Annotated in this window: 19 protein-coding genes and 10 tRNA genes; 2 read left to right on the top strand and 27 right to left on the bottom strand. The window is 20.7% G+C overall.

Going from position 1 to position 26,755, the window contains the following annotated elements; translation table 11 throughout:
* Window positions 1-93: 93 nt before the first annotated feature.
* From ACLHHF_RS01285 to ACLHHF_RS01255, 7 genes are all read right to left on the bottom strand, one after another.
* On the bottom strand, window positions 94-2,064 hold the full coding sequence (locus ACLHHF_RS01285; protein ID WP_411308020.1) for a heavy metal translocating P-type ATPase: 1,971 nt from the start codon (window positions 2,062-2,064) through the stop codon (window positions 94-96).
* 62 nt (window positions 2,065-2,126) lie between these two features.
* Window positions 2,127-2,429, bottom strand: a complete 303-nt coding sequence (locus tag ACLHHF_RS01280) for a SpoVG family protein (protein WP_411308019.1) — start codon at window positions 2,427-2,429, stop codon at window positions 2,127-2,129.
* Between the two features lie 113 nt (window positions 2,430-2,542).
* Window positions 2,543-3,352 carry a 16S rRNA (adenine(1518)-N(6)/adenine(1519)-N(6))-dimethyltransferase RsmA gene (gene rsmA / locus ACLHHF_RS01275; protein ID WP_411308018.1) on the bottom strand — a complete coding sequence of 270 codons (810 nt, stop codon included), beginning with the start codon at window positions 3,350-3,352 and terminating at the stop codon, window positions 2,543-2,545.
* Between the two features lie 4 nt (window positions 3,353-3,356).
* Complete coding sequence (locus tag ACLHHF_RS01270) at window positions 3,357-4,604, bottom strand: HD domain-containing protein (RefSeq protein WP_411308017.1); 1,248 nt, start codon at window positions 4,602-4,604, stop codon at window positions 3,357-3,359.
* Between the two features lie 108 nt (window positions 4,605-4,712).
* A complete protein-coding gene (pduL, locus tag ACLHHF_RS01265) occupies window positions 4,713-5,291 on the bottom strand; it encodes a phosphate propanoyltransferase (RefSeq protein WP_411308016.1) in 579 nt (192 codons plus the stop codon).
* A gap of 489 nt (window positions 5,292-5,780) precedes the next feature.
* The gene (pth, locus tag ACLHHF_RS01260) at window positions 5,781-6,323 is read right to left on the bottom strand and encodes an aminoacyl-tRNA hydrolase (protein WP_411308015.1); all 543 of its coding nucleotides are present in this window, start codon (window positions 6,321-6,323) and stop codon (window positions 5,781-5,783) included.
* Window positions 6,324-6,377: 54 nt separating this feature from the next.
* Window positions 6,378-9,131, bottom strand: a complete 2,754-nt coding sequence (locus tag ACLHHF_RS01255) for a cation-translocating P-type ATPase (RefSeq protein WP_411308014.1) — start codon at window positions 9,129-9,131, stop codon at window positions 6,378-6,380.
* A gap of 350 nt (window positions 9,132-9,481) precedes the next feature.
* Between ACLHHF_RS01255 and ACLHHF_RS01250 the strand changes: the two genes are divergently transcribed.
* Complete coding sequence (locus tag ACLHHF_RS01250) at window positions 9,482-12,208, top strand: cation-translocating P-type ATPase (protein WP_411308013.1); 2,727 nt, start codon at window positions 9,482-9,484, stop codon at window positions 12,206-12,208.
* Window positions 12,209-13,052: 844 nt separating this feature from the next.
* Here the strand turns inward: ACLHHF_RS01250 and ACLHHF_RS01245 are convergent.
* From ACLHHF_RS01245 to ACLHHF_RS01235, 3 genes are read right to left on the bottom strand one after another with little or no spacing between them, the layout of a single operon-like run.
* On the bottom strand, window positions 13,053-13,769 hold the full coding sequence (locus ACLHHF_RS01245) for a TrmH family RNA methyltransferase (protein ID WP_411308012.1): 717 nt from the start codon (window positions 13,767-13,769) through the stop codon (window positions 13,053-13,055).
* A gap of 43 nt (window positions 13,770-13,812) precedes the next feature.
* Complete coding sequence (locus ACLHHF_RS01240; RefSeq protein WP_411308011.1) at window positions 13,813-15,507, bottom strand: ribonuclease J; 1,695 nt, start codon at window positions 15,505-15,507, stop codon at window positions 13,813-13,815.
* Between the two features lie 60 nt (window positions 15,508-15,567).
* Window positions 15,568-17,247, bottom strand: a complete 1,680-nt coding sequence (locus ACLHHF_RS01235; RefSeq protein WP_411308010.1) for a ribonuclease J — start codon at window positions 17,245-17,247, stop codon at window positions 15,568-15,570.
* 101 nt (window positions 17,248-17,348) lie between these two features.
* On the opposite strand from ACLHHF_RS01235, the gene recU reads away from it, so the two are divergent.
* Complete coding sequence (gene recU, locus ACLHHF_RS01230) at window positions 17,349-17,909, top strand: Holliday junction resolvase RecU (protein ID WP_411308009.1); 561 nt, start codon at window positions 17,349-17,351, stop codon at window positions 17,907-17,909.
* Window positions 17,910-17,919: 10 nt separating this feature from the next.
* On the opposite strand, the gene ACLHHF_RS01225 is transcribed toward recU, so the two are convergent.
* From ACLHHF_RS01225 to ACLHHF_RS01145, 17 genes are all read right to left on the bottom strand, one after another.
* Window positions 17,920-18,582 carry a hypothetical protein gene (locus ACLHHF_RS01225; RefSeq protein ID WP_411308008.1) on the bottom strand — a complete coding sequence of 221 codons (663 nt, stop codon included), beginning with the start codon at window positions 18,580-18,582 and terminating at the stop codon, window positions 17,920-17,922.
* 205 nt (window positions 18,583-18,787) lie between these two features.
* A complete protein-coding gene (locus ACLHHF_RS01220) occupies window positions 18,788-19,801 on the bottom strand; it encodes a lipoate--protein ligase (RefSeq protein ID WP_411308007.1) in 1,014 nt (337 codons plus the stop codon).
* Window positions 19,802-19,900: 99 nt separating this feature from the next.
* On the bottom strand, window positions 19,901-21,013 hold the full coding sequence (gene dnaJ, locus ACLHHF_RS01215) for a molecular chaperone DnaJ (RefSeq protein WP_411308006.1): 1,113 nt from the start codon (window positions 21,011-21,013) through the stop codon (window positions 19,901-19,903).
* 107 nt (window positions 21,014-21,120) lie between these two features.
* Window positions 21,121-22,968: a molecular chaperone DnaK gene (dnaK, locus tag ACLHHF_RS01210; protein ID WP_411308005.1), complete on the bottom strand. Its 1,848-nt coding sequence runs from the start codon at window positions 22,966-22,968 to the stop codon at window positions 21,121-21,123.
* Window positions 22,952-23,707, bottom strand: coding sequence for a nucleotide exchange factor GrpE (locus ACLHHF_RS01205; RefSeq protein WP_411308004.1), 756 nt, complete (start codon window positions 23,705-23,707; stop codon window positions 22,952-22,954). The genes dnaK and ACLHHF_RS01205 overlap by 17 nt, the downstream gene beginning before the upstream one ends.
* 27 nt (window positions 23,708-23,734) lie before the next feature.
* Entirely contained in the window at window positions 23,735-24,766 is a 1,032-nt protein-coding gene (gene hrcA / locus ACLHHF_RS01200; RefSeq protein WP_411308003.1) for a heat-inducible transcriptional repressor HrcA, read from the bottom strand.
* A 50-nt stretch (window positions 24,767-24,816) separates the two neighbouring features.
* Window positions 24,817-25,536, bottom strand: a complete 720-nt coding sequence (locus ACLHHF_RS01195) for a YitT family protein (protein WP_411308002.1) — start codon at window positions 25,534-25,536, stop codon at window positions 24,817-24,819.
* Window positions 25,537-25,709: 173 nt separating this feature from the next.
* A tRNA-Phe gene (locus ACLHHF_RS01190) sits at window positions 25,710-25,785 on the bottom strand.
* Between the two features lie 31 nt (window positions 25,786-25,816).
* A tRNA-Asp gene (locus ACLHHF_RS01185) sits at window positions 25,817-25,892 on the bottom strand.
* A gap of 4 nt (window positions 25,893-25,896) precedes the next feature.
* Window positions 25,897-25,973 (bottom strand) — tRNA-Met (locus ACLHHF_RS01180).
* Between the two features lie 59 nt (window positions 25,974-26,032).
* A tRNA-Ser gene (locus ACLHHF_RS01175) sits at window positions 26,033-26,123 on the bottom strand.
* Window positions 26,124-26,135: 12 nt separating this feature from the next.
* Window positions 26,136-26,212 (bottom strand) — tRNA-Ile (locus ACLHHF_RS01170).
* 3 nt (window positions 26,213-26,215) lie between these two features.
* Window positions 26,216-26,292, bottom strand: a tRNA-Met gene (locus ACLHHF_RS01165).
* 52 nt (window positions 26,293-26,344) lie between these two features.
* A tRNA-Ala gene (locus ACLHHF_RS01160) sits at window positions 26,345-26,420 on the bottom strand.
* Between the two features lie 9 nt (window positions 26,421-26,429).
* Window positions 26,430-26,516 (bottom strand) — tRNA-Leu (locus ACLHHF_RS01155).
* Window positions 26,517-26,568: 52 nt separating this feature from the next.
* A tRNA-Lys gene (locus tag ACLHHF_RS01150) sits at window positions 26,569-26,644 on the bottom strand.
* 14 nt (window positions 26,645-26,658) lie between these two features.
* A tRNA-Thr gene (locus ACLHHF_RS01145) sits at window positions 26,659-26,733 on the bottom strand.
* Between the last annotated feature and the right edge of the window lie 22 nt (window positions 26,734-26,755).

Raw genomic sequence — 26,755 nt, 5'->3', positions numbered from 1 at the left:
TTTTTAAATTAAACATCTTTCTTAATATGATTTATATTATTTTTTTATATCAAAATAATTTATATTTTAAAAATTTTTTATATTAAAATATTTTTAATTTTTTTTTAACATTCTTAAACCATTTAAAATTACTAAAATAGTACTTAATTCATGACAAAATACAGCTATAATTAAATTTAAACCTTTATTACCATTTTTAAAAATATAATAAGGCCAAAAATTTATAAAAATTAATAAACAAATTACTGTTATTGAAAATATAATATTTTGCCATAAAATTCTTTTTAATTTAATAGATAACTTATGTAAATAAATAATTTGTTTTAAATTATTTTGCATTAAAATAACATCAGAAACATCAATAGCAATATCAGTTCCTTCTTTCAATGTAATTCCAACATCAGCATTAACTAAAGCAGGAGTGTCATTAACACCATCGCCTACCATAGCTATCGTTCCATATTTATTTTTTAATTTTAAAATAATTTCTGATTTTTCATGTGGTAAAATATTGTGAAATATTTTCTTTAAAAAGATTTTTTTTTTAAAAGATAAAGCTGTTTGATAATTATCACCAGTAATCATAAAAGTATTAATTTTTTGATCATTAAAATATTTAATTACTTCTTTGGTTTCTTCTCTTAATTTATCTAAAATAGTTATTAAAATAATTATTTCATTATCACAACTTAAACCAATAACTGTTTTTCCTTCTGATAAAAATTTTTTCGTTTTTAATAAAATATCATTTGAAATATTTGTAAATGAATCAATTTTAGCAACTTTATAAAATTTTTTTTTATAAAAAGCTTCAATGCCAACACCAAGTAAGTTTTTAATTTCTATTTCTAAATTATTATCAATATTTTTATTTTTTTCTAAAAAATTTTTTATTGCAAAAGCAATTGGATGATTAGAATTTTTTTCCATAGCAAATAAAATATCTAAATATTTTTTTTTATCTTTTTCCAATATATTATTTTTAAATATAAAATTTTCTACTACGGATTTTCCTTTAGTTAAAGTACCTGTTTTATCAAAAGCAATATTCTTTATATTAGAAAATATTTCTAATGTTCTACCGCCTTTTGATAATATTTTCTTATTAGCTAAATTAGAAATAGCTGATAATGTAGCTGGAATATCTGCAACAGCTAAAGCACAAGGAGAAGCAACTGTTAGAAATATTATAATTTTATAAAATAAATCTGGAGTATATGTTTGCTTTATTTTTCCTATTATTAAAATTATAAAAACAATAATTAATATTAATTTAACATAAATAGGTTCTATTTTTTTAATAAAACTAGCTTTTTTAGAAATATTATTTTTATTTTGATAAACCAATTCAATTATTTTATAAAAAATTGTTTCATCACTTTTTGATTTTATTTCCATAATAAATGAATTTGTTATATTAATAGTACTGCAAAAAACATTATCTCCTTCTTTTTTATCAATAGGCAAACTTTCACCAGTAATGTTTGCTTCATTAATAGTTGAATTGCCCGAAAAAATAATTCCATCTGAAGGTATTTGATCTCCATTTAAAATTAATATATGATCACCAATGTTTAATTTTTTAACATCAATAATTTCTATATTGTTATTCTCTTTCAATAAACGAGCTTTAGTAGGTGCCATTTTTAAAAGATTTTTTATTTCTTTCTGGCTTTTTGATTCTGCATGTTCTTCTAAAAAATTAGCTCCTGAAAAAATAATGATTAATATAATTGATTCGTTAAAATTTTTGATATAAATAGAACATAAAGCACTTAAAGCCATTAAAATATGAATGTTTGGAGTAAATTTTTTATTTTTAATTGTTTCTTTAAAAGTTTCTGTAAAACCTTCGTATAATATATGATAACCAATTAATATTAAAATTACGAATGTTAAAATTATTTGAAAAAATTCTTTTGTCTTTGATGGTGAAAAATCTAAAAAATTAAACAAAAAAAAAGGTAAAAATATAAATAAATAAATACTTATACCTAATAAAAATAAAATAAAAGGAGTTTTTAATATTTTATTTTTACTTTTTGGAAAAAAATCATACGACAATTTGTTTAATACTCCTTAAAAATTTTTAAAAGATAATTTATTTTTATAAAAAAATTAGTTTATTATTCATTTAGTTCTGTTTTTTCTTGATTTTCATTTTCTAAATCTTGTTTTTTTAAATCATAAGCTTTATAAATTTCTATTTCCATCATTTTTCTTGTTTCAGCATTTAAAGGATGAGCTATATTTTTAATAATTCCTTTAGCTGTTTTTTTGCTAGGCATAGAAATAAACATACCTTTTTCATTTTCAATTATTCTGATGTCACGTACTAAAAAAACATCATCAAATATAACAGAAGCAATTCCTTTTAATACACTTTTCTGATCTTTTATTAATATAATTCTTACATTTGTTATTTGCATATAATTTTAAACTCTCTCCTATATTTTTATTATCAAATTTAAATATTTAAATATAAATTTTCTCAGAAAAACTTCTAATACAATATATTTTAACATAATAAAATAAAAATTGATTAATTTATGTTTTTTAGAAACATAAACCATAAATAACTAATTTCTTGAAAAAATTCAATACTTAATTGTTCTGCTCTAATATGATGTTGAATTTTATTATTATCAAAAAAAATAATTATTTTTTTTTTATTAATTTTATAACCTTTTTCTAAATTATTAATTAGAGTTTTTCTTTTTTGACGAAAAGAAATTTTAACAAAAATAAAAAAATTGTTTTTAAAATTTATTGTTAAATTTTTTTGATTTTTTTTATCAAATTTTAAAACTATACTATCTACTTTAGGTTTTGGTTTAAACATATTTTTTTTAACTTTTAAAATCTTTTTTATTTTTGTTAAAAATTGTACAATAACCGATAAAGCATTGTAATTCTTTGTGTTTGGTTTTGCTAATAAACGTAAACCAACTTCTTTTTGTAACATAATTGTAAAAGAATTTATTTGTTTTTCTTCTAAAAATTTAAAAATTAATGGAGTTGTAATGTAGTAAGGTAAATTACCAATTAAAGTTATTTTTTCTTTACCAAAATAATTAAAAAAATCTTCTTTTAAATTTCTTTTTAAAAAATCATCATAAATAATTTTAAAATTATTTTTTTTTTTAAAAATTAAAAATGATTCTAATGTTTTATCAATTTCATAAGCTAAAAATTTTTTTGATTGTAAAATAATAAACTGTGTTAAAGCCCCTTTTCCAGGCCCTATTTCAACAACATTTTTATTTTTTAAATCAGCTTCATTAACTATTTTTTTTAATAAATTAATATCGCTTAAAAAATTTTGACCATATTTTTTTTTATTATTGTGCATAGATTTAAATTTTATTATTTTCAATATCTTCTTTTTGTAAAGGACGATAAAAAAATTTGGAGTCCTTTCTAATACCATATTTAATTATCTTACTAATCATATATGATTTTTCTTTTAAAGTTTGAATTTTATCTTCTAAATTATTTAAGATAAAAATTTGATCTCCAATATTTTTTTTTTTTTCATCATAAGCATTATGATTTACATCATCAATTGCAGTATAATATTCATTATTTTTTTTATAATAAATTAAAATTTTTTTTATTTTTTTTTGATTATATTCATTATTTTCAAGAAAACACCAAATCTTACGATTTAAAAAATCATTACATAAATTACTTAATATTTCATCTGAATTATTTTTTAAAGAAATAATTAAACCATTAATATAATAATCATCAATTTCCAAATATGATTTTAAATCATTTTTATTTTTTATAAAATATTTAATTATTGCAATATTTTCATTAATAAAAATATTTTTTTTTATCAAATATTTTATACGAATATAAATTTTTTCTAAAATTATTAAATAAGATCTTATTTTGGGATGATGATATACTTGCCAATACATATGATAACGATTTATTAAGTAATTTTCTATAGCATAAATACTACTTTCTTTAAAAACAATTTTATTATTTTTAATAATCATACTGCGCATTAAACGTTGTGTATCTACATGACCATAAATTGCTCCTGTAAAATAAGAATCTCTTTCTAAATAATCTAAACGATCAATATCAAGTTGACTGGTTAAAATTTGTTCTAATAAAGGAAATTTTTGTTCTTTTAATATAATAGAAGCAATTTCATATTTAAATTGAAAATCAATTTCTGAATCTAATAAGTTACTAATCTCTTGATCATGAATAATAATTTGAGCACTTTTTTTCTCATGTTTTATGTGAAAACATTTTTCAAAAATATGTGAATATGCTCCATGACCAATATCATGCATTAAAGAAGCCACCATTAATAATAATCTTTCTCTTTCAGAAAAACACTTTTTTATATTTTTAAACTCTAAAAAACGTCTAGATAATTCATAAACTCCTAAACTATGAGTAAAACGAGAATGTTCAGCACTATGAAATACAATATTTGCGCAACCTAATTGCCTTATTCTACGTAATCTTTGAAAAGCTTTAGTGTCTATTAATTTTTCTAAAAAAATATAATCCAAATAAATATAACCATAAATAGGATCTCTAAAAACTTCAGGTCTATTAAATTGTTTTATTTGTTTCATTTTATTAATTTTAGCCTTTAAATAACTTTATAAATATTATTTTCTTATTTTATTATGATTTAGAATAAAAATTAATAATAATAATTTTTTATTTATATTTGAAAAAAATTATACAATCAATTCAACTATATCATCACTTTGTAATAAAAAAGCACAAGCATCATCTGTATCTAAATGACATTCTAATATAAAATCTTTATCAACACGACATGTTACATTTTCTAATATACCAGGTTTTATGCCATTTATTTTTATTTTAACTTTTTGTTTATCTTGAATTTGAAATTTTTCTGCATATTCTGTTGATAAATGTATATGTCTATCTGCTATAATTACTCCTTCTTCAATGTCTATTTGTCCACGTGGACCTATTAAAGTCGCAGATCCTGATTTTTTAATATCTCCTGAATTTCTAACTGGAGCATTAAAATTAAATCTTATAGCGTCACTTTTGCTAATTTCTACTTGATTAAAATTTCTAGTTGGTCCTAAAATTCTTACTCCCGTTAATATTTTGCCATTAGGACTTAATATATCTATTTTATCTGTTGAAGCATATTGACCTAATTGTTTTAAATCTTTAAATTTTTTTAATTGATAATTTTTTTCTCCAAATAAAATATCTAAAGTATTTTGAGATAAATGTACATGTCTTCCTGAAATTCCTAAAGGTATTTTGTAATTCATTTAAATAACATCTCCTTATTTTTTTATTATCTTTGTATTAATTTATATTATAAAAATTTAATATAAAAATTATATTATCTTCTTATAATATAATGATACTGAAAAATTTAAAAAAATTTTAATATGAAAATTTAAATTATTTTTTTAAAAATTTTATAATGTTTTTTTATGAAACATTTTCAAATAATATTATATCTTATATTTTATTTATTTTATTAAAATTAATTAAATGATTATTTTAAATTAAAAAATTATATTTTTATAATGATTATATTATTTATTAATAAAAAATTTTAATTGTTATGTTTTTTAAAAATAATAAATTTAAATAATTAATAAAATTGGTAAATAAAGATAATAAATATTTTTATTTTTAATTAAACCTATTTAGTAATTATATAACTTTTTTGACTTATAAATAATAAAAAGCTAAATTGTTAATTTAATAACAATTTAGCTTTTTTATATTATTTAAATTTTATTAAAAAATTAAGTAATTTTCTTAGAGTTTTCAATAAAATCTTTAATAATATTTGTAATAATAGGAAATGATTTTTGTACCATTAATTTTTTTTTATCATCTATAGGAGTTAAAAGATAATCTTCTAAAGATGTATTATGATTTTTATTAACTCCTATTTTTAATCTTTTAAATTTTTTCGTTTGTAAACAATCAATAATATTTCTTATTCCATTATGGCCACCATGACCACCTTGTAATTTAAGTTTAAACTTGCCTTCAGGTAAATAAATATCATCAGATAAAACTAAAAAATCATCTAAAAGAATTTTATATTCATTTAAAATTTTTTTAACAGCATAGCCAGATGAATTCATATAAGTTTGTGGTTTTACCAATAAAACTAATTTTTTTTCAATATTAGATTCATATATATATGAATTATGTTTTTTTAAAATTTTTTTATCTGTAATAATTGTATTTAATAAATAATCAATCATCATAAAACCTATATTATGTAAAGTTAATCGATAATTTTCTCCTGGATTGCCTAAACCTACAATTAATTTCATATTTTTAAAACCTTTACTATAATAAATTAAAATATATTTTTTTAATTAAAAATATCATAAATTATTTTTTTTATAAATTAAAAATCTTTTCCAAATAGTATCAAAAAATAAAATAATAAAGGGACAAATTGATAAAATTAAATATTGATAAAAAGTGATTGGTGTAGTATTAAAAACTTTATTTAAAAATTCTATATTTGTTATCAGAACAAATAAAATAAATTCACATAAAATACCTAAATATAAAATTTTATTTTTTTTATTAAAAGTTTTCCAAAAATAAAATTTATCTGAACGACAACCAAAAACATTACCAATTTGTGCAAAAATAACTCCTCCAAATGCCATAGTTGATGCCAACGGTAAATCTGCTATTTTACCTTCTCCATGAATATAATAAAAATATAAAAATAAAAATAAAGCTATTAATCCTTCTATCAAACCTAAAAATAAATAAGCTCTTTTAAAAACTGTTTTATCTAATAAATTCTGATCCTTATTTCTTGGTTTATTTTCTAATAAAGAAGAATCTGGTTCTTCAGCTCCCAAAGCAATTGCAGGAATTAAATCTGTTAACAAATCAATAGCAAGTATTTGTAAAACTGTTAAATAAAGAGGTGTTGCAAAAATTGCCATTAAAATAATAGGAAAAATTTGCGGTACATTAGAAGCAAAAACATAAGTAATAAATTTTTTTATATTTTCATAAATTCCTCTTCCTTCTAATAATGCCTTAGGAATAGTAACAAAATTATCATCCAATAAAATCATATCAGCAGCATTAAATACAATGTCTTTATTATTTTGACCCATAGCAATTCCAATATGAGCTGCTTTCATAGCTAAAATATCATTAACACCATCACCAGTAACACAAATAATTTCACCATTATCTTTATATGCTTTAATAATTTTTAATTTATGTTTTGGTGTTGTTCTTGAAAAAATTATAGGCTTATCAGTTTTTAAAATATTCTTTAATTCTTCTGTAGATAATTTATCTAATTCAAAACCATTAATATTAATAAAATCATCTTTAATAATACCAACTTGTTTACCTATAGCTACTGCTGTAATACCATAATCTCCAGTAATAATAGTAGTTTTTAAACCTGCTTTAGTTAAATCCTCAATAGCTTCTTTTACACCTATTTTTGGAGGATCATAATTTATAACAAAACCTAAAAATACCATATCATTTTCTTCACAACAATCTTCATTTTTTTTATATGCTATAGCTAAAATACGAAATCCTTCACTAGAAAACTCATTATTTTTATTTAAAAATTCCTCTTTTTCGGAAGCACTTAAAGCGATAGCTTTTTGATTTTTATATTGCATACAACAATTTTCTAAAATAATATTTGGGGCACCTTTTACAAACAAATATTTTTTATTAATATCATAAAATGAATTGCTATTATTATTTACTAAAACACTCATTTTTTTTCTTTCAGAAGTAAAAGAATTAACCTTAAGAATATCAAAATCATTTCTAGTTTTATTAATATCGTAGCCATATTTATAAGCAGCTATTAACAATGAACCTTCTGTGGGACTACCGATAATTTCAAAATTTTTTGGATTTTTTTTATTAGTATTTAAATTAGCTTCAGAACATAAAACAGACGCTATTAAAAGTTTTTCTAATCCTTTTTTGGCTTGAAAATTATTTAAACAAATTTTACCTTTTTTTTCATAACCCAAACCAGTAACATTAATTAAACTATCAGGTGTTAAAATTTTTCTAACCGTTAATTGATTTTTAGTTAAAGTTCCTGTTTTATCAGTACAAATAACAGTTGCGGAACTTAAAGTTTCAACTGAAGATAATTTTTTGATTAAAGCATTATGTTTAGCCATTCTTTGAGAACCAACAGCTAAACTTAAATTAACAGTAGGCAAAAGTCCTTCCGGAATATTAGCTACTAACATACCTAAACCTACTGTAATAGAAGTTTTAAATACTGCTGATAAATTATAATTTTTATGTCTTAATATCTCAGATAATATATAAATAATAAATGCTGTAATGGCTAAAATAGAGGCTATTAAACTAATTTTTTTAATAATTTTATGAATTTCACGATCTAAAGTACCACTGCCTTTATCAATACATTGAGCCAAAACAGAAACTTCGCCAATTTGAGTTTGATCTCCGATAGCATATACTACAGCTTTTGCATTTCCTTGTGAAACAGTAGTACCTGCATAAACTAAATTAGGGATTTCAGAAATAACTTTAAATCCTTTATTATTTGGAAAATGAGTTCTATTCAAAGGAACAGTCTCACCTGATAACATTGAATTATCAACAAAAAATTGATTAGAATCAATAATTCTAGCATCAGCCGGAATAGCAGTACCATTTTCAATAAAAATAATATCTCCAATAATTAACTCAACAGTCGAAATCATTTGAATTTTACCATCACGATAAACTTGTATTTTTTTCGGAATCATATTAGCTAAAGAAGATAAAATTTTATCAGTTTTATATTCTTGAGAAAAAGAAAATAAACCATTAATAATAATAACCAAAAAAATAGCACTACCAATTTCAATTTCTCGAATAATAATTGCTAAAAAACCTGAAATCCACAATACAAAAGCTATTAAAGAAGTAAATTGTTTAATAAATTGTTTCCAAAAATTAAAATTTTTTGTTTGTTTCATTATATTTTTTCCATATAATGACTGCCTTTTAATAACTTCTTGATTATTTAAACCTTGAAGACTGGTTTTTAAATATTTTAAAACCTCTTCTGAGCTTAAACTGCTTATATGTAAAATATCTTTATTAAACATAAAAAAAACATTATTCTCCTTACTTATAGTGATATAAAATTTCATACTTACATATATATAAGTAATTATATCTAAAAAAAATAAATTTAATTTTAAATTAAATATTTTTAAATTTAAACAAAAAATAAATATAATATTTTCTAAAATATTTTTTGAAGCATATCTAAGTATTATAACAAAATAAATAAAAAAATAAAATTTTAATTATAAAAATAAAAAAATTTTAACTATTAATATTAATATTTTATGATATTCTTATAATTATAATATAAAAAATTTTAATATTATATATTAAATTTTGTAAAATATCATATAAAAAATATAGTATAAGGAAATAAAAAAATTTAAATATGAAAATATTATTTGCTAAAAAAAATCTGAAAGAATTAGAAAAAATACTAGAAACAAATATCCAAAAAGGACTTAGTTCTGTTAAAGCAAAAGAAAAACTTAATTTAGAAGGTAAAAATAAACTAAAAGATTTTATTAAAACTTCTTTTTGGTTTAAACTAAAAAAACAAATTCAAAATTTTTTAGTTTTTATTTTATTAACATCTTCATCTATTACATTAATAATTGGTTTTTTAACAAAAAATAAAAATGAATTATTTGAAGGAATATTAATTTTATTAATTATTTTTTGTAACGCTTTATTAGGTGTTTTTTATGAAAATAAATCAGAAAAAACATCTATATTTATAAACAAAAAAACATTAAGTTATATTAAGGTTTTGAGAGATAATAAAATTAAAATGGTTTTTATAGAAGATTTAGTAAAAGGAGATGTTATTTTTTTAGAAACAGGAAATTTAGTTCCAGCTGATTTAAGATTAATAGAAACTTATAACTTACAAATCGAAGAATCTTTTTTAACGGGAGAAAATATATCAATAACAAAAAATAATTTAACAATTTCAGATAAAGAAACAGAAATTTTAAATTGTAAAAATTTAGTTTTTAAAAATACTGTAGTTACTTATGGAAAAGCAAAAGGTTTAGTTATTGCTACAGGTATGAAAACAGAAATAGGAAAAATTATTTCATTAATTCAAAATATTAAAAAAAAAAGAACACCTTTAGAAAATAATATTAATAAATTAGGTAAATTTTTAACTATTATAATTTTAACATTAATTATTTTAAATACTTTTTTTATCTTATCAAAACATTATTATTTAAAAGAAATCAATTTAGAAGTTTTTAAAAATACATTTTTAAATTCTATTTCTTTAGCTGTAGCGGCCATTCCTGAAGGATTATTAACTATTATTACTATTATTTTAACATTAGGAATGAAAAAATTATTAGATAAAAAAACGATTGTTAAAAATATTCGTTCTTTAGAATCTTTAGGGGCAACAAAAATTATTTGCACAGACAAAACAGGCACTTTAACAGAAAATAAATTAAAAATTACAGATATATACTTATATAAAAATAATTATATAATTAATAAAAAAAATATCTTAAATAAAAATTTAGTAAAAATATTAAATTATGGTTTATTATGTAATAATGCTGATTATGATATTGAAAAAAATAACAAAAAAAAAAAATATCATTCATATGCTAACAATCCAATAGATAAATCATTTATAGATTTAGGTGTTTTTTTAAAATATGATATTCCAAATTTAAGAAACCAAAATATTAAAATTTATGAATTACCTTTTGATTCTAAAAAAAAATTAATGACTACTATACATAAAAATAAACAAGAATGTTTTGCAATAACAAAAGGAGCACCAGAAATTTTATTAAATATTTGTAAATATATAGATAATGAAGGAGAGATTTTAATAAAAAAAAAAAATAATTTAAAATTATTTGAAAATTATTTAGAAACAATGAGTAAAAAATCTTTAAGAATTTTAGGTTTAGCATATCAAAAATTAGATTATAATTTTAATATAAAAAATAATAAGGATATCCAAAAAATTGAAAAAAATTTAATTTTTTTAGGTTTAATATCAATTAAAGATAATGTTAAAAAAGAAGCTTTTGAAACTATTAAAATTTTTAAAAAAGCTCATATTATAACCATTATGATTACTGGCGATAATATTAATACAGCAGAAGCAATAGCAACAGAATTAAAAATCTTTGATAAAAAAAAAGATTTAATAATTACTGGCGATGTTTTAAATAAAATGTCTGAAAAAGAATTTAATGAAAAACTTCATTTAATTAAAGTTTACGCTAGAACAAATCCAGAAAATAAATTAAAAATTATAGAAGCTTGGCAAAAAAAAGATGTAATTGTTGCAATGATAGGCGATGGCGTCAATGATGCTCCTAGTATAAAAAAAGCTGATATAGGCATTTCTATGGGTAAAGCTGGTACTGAAATTTCTAAAACAGCTTCAGATATAATTATCACAGATGACAATCTTTTAACTATTGCTTATGCTATTAAAGAGGGTAGAAATATTTTCAATAGTATGCAAAAAAGTTTAATTTTTCTAATAAGTTGTAATACTGGAGAAATATTTGCTGTTTTACTAAATACTTGTTTAAATAGTTTTTTATTTTCTTCTAATTTTTTATTATTAAATGCTGTACAAATTCTTTGGATTAATTTAATTACAGATTCATTAATAGCAATAGCTTTAGGAATAGATTCCAAAGAACATAATTTAATGACAAAACCGCCAAGAAATATTAAAAATAATATTATAAACAAAGATTTAATATTAAAAATAATATTAGAAGGAATAATGATTGGTTCTTTAACTTTTATATCTGCTGTAATTGGTTTTAATATTCATAAAACTGATACAATAGTGAATAATTATAAATATGCTCAAACTTTTGCTTTTATGGTTTTAGCTTTATCTCAATTAGTTCACGTTTTTAATTTAATAAATTTTCGCAAATCTATTTTTGTTTTAAAACCTAGCAAGTTTTTAATAAAAATATTTATTTTTAGTTGTTTATTACAATTTTTAACTATATTTTTACCATTTTTTAAAAATATTTTAAATTTAGCAGATTTAGATTTAAAAGATTTTTTATTAATAATTTTTTTATCCATTATGCCTTTATTTATAATAGAAATATTTAAAAAAATAAAATAATAAAATGAATTATTAATCAATATTTAAATTTAAAAGTTAATTTATATTTGTTTATTTTTATTAACTTAGAATTATATTTTTTATTATTAAAAATCATTATTTTATAACTATTAATAAAAAAATCCCCTAAAAAAAAGGGGGGGTTAATTTAATAAACCAGTTTTCTTAAAAAAAGGGCAAAATTATTATTAATTAGAAAAAATTATTAAATTAATTTCTTTAATAAAAAAATAAAAACTTTACTTAAAAAAACAAAAATAAAAGTATTTAAAGTAGTTAACTAAATTATTATTTTTGAAAAATTTTGTTATTAGTAAATTTAATTTTATATTTTATTTTTTATTAAAGTAAGAAAAATAAACAGAAAAGAAATAATAATAAAATTTAAAAAACAATAATCAATAAATAATAATGAATTTTTTTAGAAAAAAATAATTTTATAAAATAAAAACATAAACAATCTATAACTAGATTTTAATTTAGTTTCCTTTTAAAAATTAACACATTAAATTAACATTTTTTTTAATATTAGAAAAATTTATATAATCTTGTTTTGTATATTTTTTATATAAAAAATCTTTTAAAATTACTTCTTTGATTATTTGAAATTTTTTTATTTTTTTATTCTAATTTTAGTTCATTAATAATTTTGAGATTCCATTTTTTTCTAAGTTTTATTAAAAAAAAAATTATATAATATATATTTTTTAATATATTATAAGTTTATTAATTTTAAATTTATTTTATAAACTATAAATTATTATGAAATAACAAATAACTTTTTTAATAACAATAAAAAATAGAAAATTTAAATTAATATTTTTTTATTTAACAAAAATATATATTATAAATAATGCATTAAAATACTACCTGCTATTGATACATTTAAACTTTCTACTTTTTTAGTAGGAATATTTAAAAAATAATCCGTAATTAATTCAATATTATAAGAAATACCAGAACCTTCATTTCCTAAAACTAATATTTTTTTCATATCTTTGGGAAATTTATTTAACTGATCAATACTTAAAGTTTTTTTATTTTTATGAACTAAAGAACTAAAAATTGTGTAATTTTTATTTTTAAATTTTTTTAATAAATGTTCTAAATTGCCTCTTTGAAAATAAAGATAAAATATAGCGCCTTGACTCGCTCTAATTGTTTTTTCATTATAAAAACTTGCACTATTTTTACTTAACAAAACTTGATTAAAACCAAAAGCTAAAGAACTTCTTAATAAAACACCTAAATTAGAAGGATCTTGAATATCATCTAAAACTAAAATTTTATTACTAAAAATAGGATTATTATGATGTTTACAAATTGCTACTTGTTCAAATAAAGTTTTTGTTTGTTTTAAATTTTTCATTAAATCAGTAGATATTAAAATACCTTTTTTATTCAAAGAAGTAGTATAAATTTCTATAATAGATTTTGTTTTTTCTGCTTCTTCAATTAAATGATCTCCAAAAACTAAAAATTGTTGATATAAATCACAATATTTTTTATTTAATAATTTTTTCATTTTTTTAAAAATAATATTTTGTTTAGATGAAATCATATTTACAAAACCCTTATGCAAAAAATTTATTTAATAATAAAAATTAAATATTTAAAATAATAGGAACAATAATAGGATTTCGCAATGTTAATTCATAAATATAAGAAGTTAAATAATCTATAATTATTTTTTTTAAATATAATTTTATTATATCTTGTTTTTGTATTACTTCTTCTACTTTTTGTTTAATTTCCAAAGATATTTTACGAATTAATTTTTGATTGCCCTTCATATAAATAAAACCTCGAGAAATAATCATAGGAAAATTTAAAACTTTTTTTTTCTTATAATCAATAGTAATAATAACCGATAACAAACCTTCTTCACTTAAAGTTCGTCTTTCTTTTAAAATTAAATTACCTATATCATCGCCAACACCAGAACCATCAATTTGAATATTTCCTGCAGGTAATCTTCCTAATAATTCAATTTTTTGTGAATTTAAACCAACTAGTTGTCCATTATCTAAAATTAAAATATTTTCTGGTAATACACCACAATCAATTGCTAATTGTTTATGTTTAGTCAACATACGATGTTCACCATGAATAGGAATAAAATATTTAGGTTTAACTAAACTTAAAATTAATTTTAAATCATTTTGACTTCCATGACCTGAAGTATGAGTATTAATTAAAGGTCCATGAGTAATAACATTAATATCTATTTTTAAAAGTAAATCAATAATTTTATTAATACTATCTTGGTTACCTGGAATAGGAGAAGAAGAAAAAATAACAGTATCTCCTTTATTAAGTTTAATTTGTTTGTGAGTGTTATTCGCAATACGACTTAAAGCTGCTAAGGGTTCGCCTTGAGACCCTGTACAAAGTAAAGTAATATCGTTATATTTATTTATATTATTATTATTAATAATTAAATCATTAGATATTTTAAAATAACCATTTTTTTTTCCTGTTTCAATAGTTTTTTCCATACTACGACCAAAAACAGCTAATTTTCTTTTAGTAAAAATAGTAGATTCAATAATTTGTTTTATACGATAAAAATTAGATGCAAATGTAACAATAATAATTCTCCCAGTTATTTGTGAAAAAAGATCATTAATAGATTCTCCAATTTTATTTTCTGATTGAATTAATTCTTCTTTTTCAGCATTTGTTGAATCCGAAAGCAAACATAAAACACCTTCTTTTTGAATTTCTGTTAATTTTTCATATTCCGCCCCAGGTCCAACAGGAGTATAATCAATTTTAAAATCTCCAGTGTGAAAAATATTGCCATTTTTAGTTTTAAAAATAATACCAAACATATCCGGAATAGAATGATTTAAACGAACAAAAGAAATTTCTGTATTACCAAATTTATATTTAGAATTATTATTATATTTTTCAATTTTAGTTAAATTATTAACAATATCTTTATGTTCTAATAATTTAATTTCAAGTAAATCATAAGCAATACCAGAAACAAAAATTTTAGGAATTTTAACTTTTTTTAATAAATAAGGAATACTTCCGATATGATCTTCATGACCATGAGTTACAAAAAGTCCTACAATTCTATTTTCATTTTCTAATAAATATTCATAATTAGGAATAACATAATTAACACCAAATAAAATATTATCAGAAAATAAAATACCTGCATCTACAATAAAAATATTTTTTTCAATTTCGAAAATATACATATTTTTACCGACTTCACCTAATCCACCTAAAGCACAAAAAAAGATATCAAAATCTTGCAAATTAGCTTTTGGATGAATAATTTTCATTTATTTCATAATACCTTTCTTATATTAGTAAAAAATATAAAATTATAATATATTTTATAATTAATAATTACCTATAGTAATCAAAATAGGAATAACAATGGGTTTTTTTCTAATTTCTTTAAAAATAAATTTTACTAATTCTTCTCTTAAATTTTTTTTAAAAACCAACCATTTTAAATTATTTTGTTTTAAAAAAAATTCAATTTTATTTTCAAAATTTTGTTTTAACTTAGCAAAAAAGATATTATTAACTTCAGTTGAGGTTATAAAACCTTTACTTACTAATTCAGTTTTACCTAATATTTTTTTATGTTTAATATTAATATTAGCAATAAACATAATAACACCATCCATAGCTAAAAATTCACGATCTTTCATAATAAAATCATTACCATCTTCAACAGGAGTACCATCTATTAAAATTTCGCCTAATTTTTTAAAAGCTTTTTTTTGAATATAAGGTTCTTTTTTAAAATCATAATAAAAAATATCACCATTTTCTAATAAAAAAATATTTTTATCTAAATAATCTAATTCATTAGATATTTTTTTAACTTGATATTGATGGCGATATTCGCCCGAAATTGGAATTAAATATTTAGGTTTTAGTAAGTTTAACATAAATTTTAAATTTTCACTAAAATTATATGAATAAGTTAATAAATCTTTAATCAAAATATCTATTGAAACATTACAACGAGATAAAAAATCTAAAGTTTTAGAATAAATTCTAGCGCTGCCTGCAGTTTCAATAGACATTAATATTACTTTATCTTCGGAAGTTAAATGAACTAAACGATCAGTCTTTTTACACATTCTTTGTAAACGATAAAAAGGTTCAAATTGTTTACCCACAACTATAACAACTAAATTTTTATAATTTAAATGATCTTCTATTTTTTTTAAATTAACAAAATGAGAATCAGGTATTTTTAAATATTTTTTTTGTAAAGCTACATCCATAATAATTTGGCTTTTTCTGCCTAAAATTGCTATTTTTAAATTTCTTTTTATAGCAATATCAACAATTAATTGAATTTTTAATAAATCCGGAATTAAAAGAGCGATAATAATATTTCTTTTAAGATTAATAAAATGATTATTCAAACAATAATGAATATTTTGTAATTTTTCTTTTTCTCCTGAAATAAAAGCACCTTGAGAAGTCATAAAAAAAGCAAGAACTTTTTGTTTTGCAATGGATGTTAATTTAAAATAATCAGTAAAAAAAGATTTATCTTTTTGTTGTAAAAATTGAACTTCATTAGAATATACAATAAAACCTTTTTCAGTTTCAAAAGCTAAACCTAAAGTTTCAGGTAAATATTGTGTAATAAAAAAGAAAGAAACTTTTGTATCTGAAAATGTGACTACTTGATCATCTTTTAAAATATTTAATTCTAAATCTTGATAAATAATATTATGCTTTTTTAAATATTTTTTTAATACCTGCATAATAAAATAAGATGTATAAACTGGTTTTTTTAAATATTTAATTAAGTAAAAAAAACCACCTATATAAGTTTCGGAAGCTGAAGTTAAAAAAATTCCTTTTATTTGATCTTTGATATTTTCTAATTGATTATAATCAGCAATAATACAATCAATACCATACATATTTTCATTAGGATATTTTAAACCTGCATCAATAATAAAATATGATTTTTTTATTTTTAATAAATAAAAATTTTTACCATTTTCGTTCAGGCCTCCTAAAGCAAAAAATTGAATTTCTTTCATATAAATAAATATCCTTTATTTAAAATTTTAATAAAATAAGAAAATAAAAATTTAGTTTATAATTGAATATATGAGCTAAAAAGAAAGAAAAATAAAATATTATGAAGTATCCAACAGTTAAAAAAAATAAAATTCAAAAAAATAATAATAAAAGTAATTTAGGAATGTCATTAGAAAAAGATATTAACATTACTAATAAATTTTACTTAGAAAATCAAATTGCTTTTATTTATAAAAACCCTATCCCTATTCAAATTGTAAAAGTTAGCTATCCTTCTAGAAATAAAGCTAAAATAACTGAAGCTTACTTTCGTAAAGAAGCTTTACCAGATTATCACGGCTTATACAAAGGAAAATATATAACATTTGATGTAAAAGAAACTAATTGTAAAACTTCTTATCCATTTTCAAATATACCTCTTCACCAAATTAAACACTTAGAACAAATAAATAATAATAAAGGATTAGCTTTTTTTATTGTTCATTTTAAAATTAATGATGAATATTTTTTAATTCCAATTAATTTAATAATAAAATATTTAAAAAAGGGGGTTAAAAGTATTAAATATAAAATTTTATTAAATAATAATTTAAATATATCTTTTCAATATAATAATCCACGTATAAATTATTTAAAAATAGTAGATCAATTAATAAAATAATTTTAAAATATTAAGATAATTTATACAAATTATCTTTTAATCGAGGAATAATCAAAATAAAAAGTAAACAAATAATAAAATAATTAACTAACACTGATAATAAATTATAAATTAAATAAATTGTTTTAAAAGGAATATTTTCACTAAAAAAAAATTTAAATAAATTTTTATCATGTTCATGATGTTCAATATTATGTAAAGACGACGGCGACAATTTTGATAAAATTTCAACCATTAAAAAAACAGAAATAATATTTAATACAACTATAATAAAAAAAGTTAATATAATATTTTTTTTATGATTTAAATGTTGTAAATCTTGTCTATAAAATAAACCAGAAAAAGAACAATATATATAAGGTAAAAAAAATTTAAAAAAAAATAAACAAAAAATAAATAATTTCGATAAGTCTAAAGATGAAAATAATGTTTCTGAAATATAAAAATATTCAAATATAAAATGAATTAACAAATATAATAAATTAGATAAAAACCCATATTTAAAACCAAATAAAAAACCTATCAAAATCAATGGTAAAAATTCTATTTTAAAAAAAGAATTATGACAATCTGCAAAACTATTAATAGTAAGCTTAGAAAATATTTCAATTATAAAACAACTAATAAATAATAATGTAATAATAATTACTTTTTTAAGCAAATTAATTTGCATTTTATAATATATTCCCTCCTTATAATTATATAAAATTTAATATTATTAATTTTTTATATTATATTTTTGAAGATTTAAATAAAATTTTTATCAAAAAATTTTTAATAATATTTTTTGATAAAAATTTTATTTGATAATAACATTACTAAAATTAGTTATGTTATTATCAAAAAGAAAAAATATTTAATTTGTAAATCGTTTAATATTAATCATTATAATCCAATAATTTTTCTACAATACCTTCTTTTAATAATGAAATAAAGTCTTTATTCGAAGCATCTAAAATATATTCACTAATATCATTTTGAGCTAAAATTTTTTCTAAAAATTTTAAAGAATATAATGATCCTTCAAATTTTTCTATAAATAATTGTAAATTATCACTTTTATGAAAAAAATCACCCACTAAATTCATTTTTGTAATTTTACCATCTTTTAAAAACAATAAAATTTCCAAATATCCCCAAGAAAAACGTTTTTTTAAAATTTTTGAATATTCAGGGTGTTGAAAATAAAGCCATTCTTTAGTCATGTATTTTTTAGACAATGATTCTACTTCAAAAACTTGTTTAGAACTTAAAATATACTCTTTGTCAGTTAGTTTTATTTCTAAAATTTTATGCAATTGTTTTTGTGAAATATTCTTAATATAATCTTTTAAATTAGTAATTCTAGATTTAACACTATCGATACCTTTAGAAATAAGTTTCTCATCATTAGGATTTAAAGATCTAACCATAGTTTCTACATCACAATCATAAAGTAATGTTCCATGCATGATCATACCATTTTTAGTTTGCATAAAAGAACTACCAGAAACTTTTTTGTCATTTAATAAAATATCATTTCTGCCACTAAAATGTAAATTAACGCCTAAGTCTTTAAAAACATCAATAATTTTTTGTAAATATATTTTAAAATTAAAATTTTTATCTTTTTTTCTAACAACAATACTAAATAAAGGAACTTGGGGGTCATTATATACACAACCACCCCCTGTAGGACGTCTAAAAATAGGAATGTTATTTTTTTTCAAAAAATCTAAATTAACTTCATTTTCTATAATTTGATTTTTCCCTATAACAATTCCGTGAATTTGCCACATAAAAAAGAAAGCTTCTTGTTCTTTACTCAATAAATTAGATAAAATATATTCTTCTAAAGCAAAATAAAAATAGGGTTTAAAATCATTTTTTCGATTATATTTAATTAAAATCATTAGTATAATAATCCTTTTTTAATATATTATTATTTATTAAATAAATTTTATAAATCGATAATACTACTCAAATTTAATTATAACATTTATTAACTTTTTTTATAAAAATTTTTTAAAAAAACTATTTTTTGTTTTATTTTTATAATAATTATTTTCTAATTTTTGTAAATCTTCAAATAATTTTTTCTGTTCTTGCGAAAGATTCTTAGGTGTTTCTACGTTAACAATAACATAATGATCACCCTTATTGTAATAACTATTAACGTCTACTATACCTTTATTTTTTAATCTCATTTTATTACCAGATTGTGTTCCTGCAGGAATTTTTAAATCAACTTTACCATAAATAGTTTCTATTGCAATAACAAATCCTAAAACAGCTTGGGAGAAAGTAATAAAAATTTCTGTATAAACATCTAAACCTTTTCTAGAAAAAACTTTACTTTTTTTAACTCTAAAAGTAATATACAAATCTCCTTTTAATTTATTATTACCAATTATACCACAGTGACCTTTTTGAGACATTTTTAAAGTCATACCATTATCGATTCCAGCGGGAACATCTAAAACTAAATTCTTTTTATATTTTTGAGTTTTTTTACCTTTACAAAAAAAACATTTATTTTTTATTTTTTGTCCTTGACCATCACAATAAGAACATTTTTGTTGTGAACGAACATTACCAAAAAAAATTCTTTGTTCTATATTAACATATCCTAAACCATTACAGTATTGACAAGTCGAAACATCATTATTATTTTGGGCACCAGAACCATTACATTCTTGACAATAATCTTCTAAAACTAATTGAATATTTTTTTTTGTTCCCAAAACAGCTTCTAAAAAATCAATTTCTATTTCGATTTTTTCATCAAAATCATCAGATGATGTTTTTTTATTTCTGCTATTTTGACTAAATAAATTACTAAAAATATCATCAAAATCACCAAAATTACTACCAAAACCTTCAAAACCATCATTACCACCACTAGTATTTTGATGACCAAAATTATCATAATTAGATTTTTTATTAGGATCACTTAAAACTTCATAAGCTTCTTGAACTTCTTTGAATTTTTTTTCAGAATCATGTTCTTTAGAAATATCAGGATGATATTGTTTTGCCATTTTTCTATAAGCTTTTCTAATTTCTTCAGCACTTGCATCTCTTGATATGCCCAAAACTTCATAATAGTCTCTTTTTTTTATCATATTGTTAACTCCAAATTTTATCAAATTCTAAATAATTTTAAATAAATCAAAATAATAATATAAAGGGAGACCTAATGCAAGTCCCCTTTTTTTAAAAAAATTTGAAACTATTTTTTTTCTTCAAAATCTGCATCTACAACTTGATCATCTTTAACTTTTTCTTCTTTATTGTTGTTAGATGAATTTTTTTCATTGTTTACTGTTTTATTTTGATTTTTTTGATAAGCTTTAATAGCAATATTCTGTGCATCTTGAGATAAAGCATTAATTTTTTCTTTAATAACATTAACATCATCTTTTAAAATAACTTCTTCAAGTTCTTTAATTTTAGATTCAATTTTTTCTTTTTCTTTAACTTCAACATCATCTTTTAAATCAACTAAAGCTTTTTTAGTTTGAAAAATTAAAGTATCAGCTTCGTTTTTAATATCAATCAATTCTTTTTTTAAACGATCAGCTTCAGCATTTTCTTCAGCTTCTTTAATCATTCTTTGAATTTCTTCTTTAGATAAAGTTCCTGAACTGGTAATAACTATTTTTTGTTCTTTATTAGTACCTAAGTCTTTAGCTTTAACTGATACAATTCCATTAGCATCAATATCAAAAGTTACACTAATTTGTGGTGTTCCTCTTGGTGCTGGTGGAATATCAGTTAATTGAAAACGCCCTAAAGTTTTATTATCGGTTGCTAATGTTCTTTCACCTTGTAATACGTGAATATCTACTGCCGGTTGATTATCAGCTGCAGTAGAAAAAACTTGTGTTTTTGAAGTAGGAATAGTAGTATTTCTTTCAATTAATTTAGTAAAAACATTACCCAAAGTTTCAATACCTAAAGAAAGAGGAGTTACATCTAATAATAAAACATCTTTAACATCACCAGATAAAATACCACCTTGAATAGCAGCACCCATTGAAACTACTTCATCAGGATTAATTCCTTTATTAGGAGTTTTTTGAATCTCTTTTTTAACTAATTCTTGAACTGAAGGTATTCTAGTTGAACCACCAACCAAAAGAACTTGATCAATTTTATCACAAGTTAATTTAGCATCACTTAAAGCAGATTTTACCGGTCCTAAACAACGTTGAACTAAATCAACAGTTAATTCATCAAATTTAGCTCTAGTTAAATTATTTTCTAAATGCAAAGGACCAGATTCACTCATAGTAATAAAAGGTAAAGATATTTGAGTAGAACTTACACCACTTAATTCTTTTTTAGCTTTTTCTGCAGAGTCTTTTAAACGTTGTAAAGCCATTTTATCTTTAGATAAATCTATTAAATTTTCTTTTTTAAATTCTTTCACTAAATAATCAACAATTCTTTGATCAAAATCGTCTCCACCAAGTTTATTATCTCCAGATGTTGATAAAACTTCAAAAGTTCCATCTGCTAAATTAAGAATTGAAACATCAAAAGTTCCTCCTCCTAAATCAAATACTAAAACAGTTTGTTCTTTTTTATTGTTTTTATCAATACCATAAGCTAAAGCAGCTGCAGTTGGTTCATTTATAATTCTTTTTACTTCTAAACCAGCAATTTTACCTGCATCTTTAGTGGCTTGTCTTTGAGCATCATTAAAATAAGCTGGAACTGTAATAACAGCTTGAGTTACTTCTGAACCTAAATATTCTTCTGCTGTTTTTTTCAAATTTTGTAAAATCATAGCACTAATTTCTTGAGGAGTATATTTCTTTCCGTCAACAGAAACTGTATATTTTGTTTCACCCATATGTCTTTTAATAGAAATAACAGTGTTAGGATTTGTAATAGCTTGTCTTTTAGCAATTTCTCCAACCATAATATTATCTCCTTTAAAAGCAACTACAGAAGGAGTAGTTCTTCCACCTTCAGCATTAGCAATAACTTTTGATTCTCCACCTTCCATAACGGCAACACAAGAATTTGTTGTTCCTAAATCAATACCAATAATTTTATTTGTCTTTGTCATCTTCTTCACTCCATTCGTTTACTTTAACCATTGCTGGTTTTAATACTCTTTCTTTATATAAATAACCTTTTTGTAAAACATAAATATTAGAATTATTAGGTTGATTTTTATCAGATATTTTTTCCATTGCATAATGTAATTTAGGATCAAAATTCTTTCCTAAAGAATCAATTTCTTTTAAACCTTCTTCTTTAAAAATATTTTTCATTTGTTGATGAATCATTTGAAATCCAACTAAAAATTTTTTTAATATTTCATTTTCAACATTCATTTCTAAAACTTTTTCAAATTGTTCAAAAGGAACTAAAATATTTTCTATAAATTTCATAGAAGCATATTTACGTTCTTTAATTCTTTCTTTATTAATTCTTTTAGTAAAATTTTCTAAATCTGATCTATATCTTAATTTTTCATTTTCATGTGTTTGATTTAAATTCATAAAATCTTTTTCTAAATTTTTAATTTTTGTTTCTAAAATTTTAATATATTCTTTAATATTTAATTCTTTACTTTGATCATTGTTTTCTTGTTCACAACAACATTTATCCTTATTACAAACATTATTGTTTTCTACTTTTGAAAATTTATCATTGTTTTCTTGTTCACAACAACATTTATCCTTATTAGAAACATTATTGTTTTCTACTTTTGGAATTTGATTATTATCTGATAAATTTTTTTCTTCATTGATAACTTCTTCATTTTTTTCAGAATCAAAAATATCCTTTTTATTATCCATAATAAACTCCTTATTTTTAACTTGTTTTCAATTATTTAAATCATATAAATTAGATAAATAAACCGATAAATATTCTAAAAGAGGTATAACTTTATAATAATTCATTTTATAAGGACCTAAAATAGCTATTTGTCCCTTTTCATTTCTACTAATAGAATAAGGTATAGAAATAATAGTAAAATTTTCTAACTGAATTAATTCTATATTATCAGAAAATTTAAAAGTAATTCTTTTTTTAATATTCATAATTTTTATTAATTCTTTTTTAGTTAAAAAATTAATAAATTTTTTAATAACTTCTATGTTATTAAATTCTGGTTGATTTAAAATATTTAAAACTCCAGATAAATAATAATTATTATCAACAAAATTAGCAAAAATTTTAACAAAAGTTTTAATTAATTGTTCTTGATAATTAATATATTTACCAATAGTTTTTTTTACAATATCACTTTGAATAATAAATGCTGCTTCAAACAAAAATTTTCCTTTTAAAAAATCATTTAAAATTCTTATTAATTTCTTAATATCTAATATATTAACGCCTTTTTTTTGATTTAAAACAATATTTTTGTGCTGAATATGACCTTTATCTGTAACAATTAAAATAATTAATTGAAAATAATTTAAATAAATTAAATCAATTTTATTAATTTTACTAGTTTTAAAAATATCAGATCCAATTGCTATTGCGGTATAACTTGTTAATTCGCTTAAAAGTTCTAAAACTTTTTTAATTAATTGTTCTTTAGTAAAACTTTTTTTTTTAATAATTTTATCAAATAAAGAAAAAAAATCTATAAATTCTTCTTCTCTATTAATTAAATTTTTCAAATAATAATTATAACCTTTAAATGAAGGAATTCTACCACTAGAATTATAATTTTTTTTTAATAAATAACCTTGTTTTTCTAATTCAGCCATATCGGCTCGAATAGTAGCACTAGAAACATTTAAATGAAGTGTATAAGTTAATAATTTTGAACTAACAGGTTTTGTTTCTTTTGAATAATTTTCTATAATAGATTTTAAAATAATTTTTTTTCTATTAGACAACATCAGTCAATACCTCATTAGCAATCATTAAAATGATTGCTAGAAATATTTTATTATTTTATATATAAATTGTCAAGTGATAAAAAATTATATTTATTTAATATATTTATAATAAAACTAACTGTAAAAAAACATATATAAGAACAAATATATTTAACAAAAATAATTTTTTTATTATTAATTTTTCTATAAAAATCTATTAAAAAAGAAATAATAATAACTAAACCATCTGTAAAAAATAAAATATAAAATAATTCAATTTTATAACTTAAATGTAATTTTAAAAAAATACAATCTGTTCCGCCTGTACAAGCATCAACAGAAAAAATAAAACCACATCCAATGCTAACACTTAAAATAATGATAATGATAGATAAAAATAATTCATATATTTTATTATTTTTAATAAAACGAGGGAACTTATAAATAATAAAATTTTGATTGATTTTCCAATAATCAAATATTTTAAAACCAAAAGAAAAAAATAACGTAATAATTAAAGTCTTTAAAAAAAATAAAAAACCATGTAAAAGTAAACTTAAAAATAAAAAAATAATTCGAATTATAATAATAACATTATTTTTAGTAAAAAAATAATTTTGTTTATTATTTTTATAAAAAAATATTTTATCTAAAAAAATTAAAATTCCTTCTAATCCACCAATAATAAATTCTTGAGGCAAAATAAAAAAATAAATACCAAAAAATAAAAAAATAAAACCTAAAATAAATTTAAAAAATATAAATAAATTAATAAAATAAAAAAAATCCAAATAAAACACCACTTTACTAATTTTAATTTGTTTTTTTAAAAAAAAAAAAAATTCACTATAAATGAAAATTATTTAAATTATAAATTAAAATAAAAAAAGTAATCTCTATTTTTAATAAAGATTACTGCTTAAATTATTAAAAATAAAAATATACTCTTAATATTAATAAAATATGGTGGCTCCGGGCAGAATCGAACTGCCGACACGAGGCTCTTCAGGCCACTGCTCTACCGACTGAGCTACAGAGCCGCCGTTATATATGAATATATAAAAAAAATTTTGGCGGTTCGGACGGGACTCGAACCCGCGATCTCCTGCGTGACAGGCAAGCATGTTAACCACTACACCACCGAACCATTTTGGTTGCGGGAGAAGGATTCGAACCTACGACCTTCGGGTTATGAGCCCGACGAGCTACCAAACTGCTCTATCCCGCGATATCATAAAAATAAAATTTATTAAAAATTAATATAAATATAATTAAAATACTTATAAATGGCGGAGGAAGAGGGATTCGAACCCCCGCGTCTTTTCAGACCTGTCAGTTTTCAAGACTGATCCCTTCAGCCGGACTTGGGTATTCCTCCTAAAAACTGTTTTGGTGGACCCGGTAGGATTCGAACCTACGACCAACCGGTTATGAGCCGGTGGCTCTGACCAGCTGAGCTACAGGTCCTTATGGTAGCGGCAAAGGGATTTGAACCCTTGACCTCACGGGTATGAACCGTACGCTCTAGCCAACTGAGCTACACCGCCATTCAAAATATATTAATTAATTATAAATTTTTAATATTAAAAAAAAATAATTTGGTGGAGCTTAACGGATTCGAACCGTCGACCTTCTGTTTGCAAAACAGATGCTCTACCAACTGAGCTAAAGCCCCTAAAATATTTGGTACCCAGAGCCGGACTTGAACCGGCACGATGTTAAAATCATGGGATTTTAAGTCCCACGTGTCTACCTATTCCACCATCCGGGCAAAAAATAAACAAAATATTTTTTTTAAAAACTAAATTTTTTAAAAACTAAATTGGTATCCCGTAAAGGACTCGAACCTTTGACACCTTGATTAAAAGTCAAGTGCTCTACCAACTGAGCTAACGGGACATGAATTAATTACTTGGTGCCAAAAACAGGAATCGAACCTGCAACCTACTGTTTACAAGACAGTTGCTCTACCGTTGAGCTATTTTGGCTTTTTAATTTTCTATTTGTTAA

Source organism: Candidatus Phytoplasma pyri (assembly GCF_046600495.1).
Taxonomy (GTDB): domain Bacteria; phylum Bacillota_I; class Bacilli_A; order Acholeplasmatales; family Acholeplasmataceae; genus Phytoplasma; species Phytoplasma pyri.
This window is presented reverse-complemented; position numbering and strand designations above follow the sequence as displayed.

Bases quoted from the DNA above. Each gene is read 5' to 3' on its own strand.
- dnaK (WP_411308005.1), bottom strand. From the start codon at position 22,968: ATGACAAAGACAAATAAAATTATTGGTATTGATTTAGGAACAACAAAT.
- dnaJ (WP_411308006.1), bottom strand. From the start codon at position 21,013: ATGATAAAAAAAAGAGACTATTATGAAGTTTTGGGCATATCAAGAGAT.
- ACLHHF_RS01245 (WP_411308012.1), bottom strand. From the start codon at position 13,769: ATGATTTCATCTAAACAAAATATTATTTTTAAAAAAATGAAAAAATTA.
- pth (WP_411308015.1), bottom strand. From the start codon at position 6,323: ATGAAATTAATTGTAGGTTTAGGCAATCCAGGAGAAAATTATCGATTA.
- ACLHHF_RS01270 (WP_411308017.1), bottom strand. From the start codon at position 4,604: ATGAAACAAATAAAACAATTTAATAGACCTGAAGTTTTTAGAGATCCT.
- ACLHHF_RS01250 (WP_411308013.1), top strand. From the start codon at position 9,482: ATGAAAATATTATTTGCTAAAAAAAATCTGAAAGAATTAGAAAAAATA.
- ACLHHF_RS01240 (WP_411308011.1), bottom strand. From the start codon at position 15,507: ATGAAAATTATTCATCCAAAAGCTAATTTGCAAGATTTTGATATCTTT.
- ACLHHF_RS01255 (WP_411308014.1), bottom strand. From the start codon at position 9,131: ATGTTTAATAAAGATATTTTACATATAAGCAGTTTAAGCTCAGAAGAG.
- ACLHHF_RS01225 (WP_411308008.1), bottom strand. From the start codon at position 18,582: ATGCAAATTAATTTGCTTAAAAAAGTAATTATTATTACATTATTATTT.
- ACLHHF_RS01205 (WP_411308004.1), bottom strand. From the start codon at position 23,707: ATGGATAATAAAAAGGATATTTTTGATTCTGAAAAAAATGAAGAAGTT.
- hrcA (WP_411308003.1), bottom strand. From the start codon at position 24,766: ATGTTGTCTAATAGAAAAAAAATTATTTTAAAATCTATTATAGAAAAT.
- pduL (WP_411308016.1), bottom strand. From the start codon at position 5,291: ATGAATTACAAAATACCTTTAGGAATTTCAGGAAGACATGTACATTTA.
- recU (WP_411308009.1), top strand. From the start codon at position 17,349: ATGAAGTATCCAACAGTTAAAAAAAATAAAATTCAAAAAAATAATAAT.
- ACLHHF_RS01235 (WP_411308010.1), bottom strand. From the start codon at position 17,247: ATGAAAGAAATTCAATTTTTTGCTTTAGGAGGCCTGAACGAAAATGGT.
- ACLHHF_RS01220 (WP_411308007.1), bottom strand. From the start codon at position 19,801: ATGATTTTAATTAAATATAATCGAAAAAATGATTTTAAACCCTATTTT.
- rsmA (WP_411308018.1), bottom strand. From the start codon at position 3,352: ATGCACAATAATAAAAAAAAATATGGTCAAAATTTTTTAAGCGATATT.
- ACLHHF_RS01280 (WP_411308019.1), bottom strand. From the start codon at position 2,429: ATGCAAATAACAAATGTAAGAATTATATTAATAAAAGATCAGAAAAGT.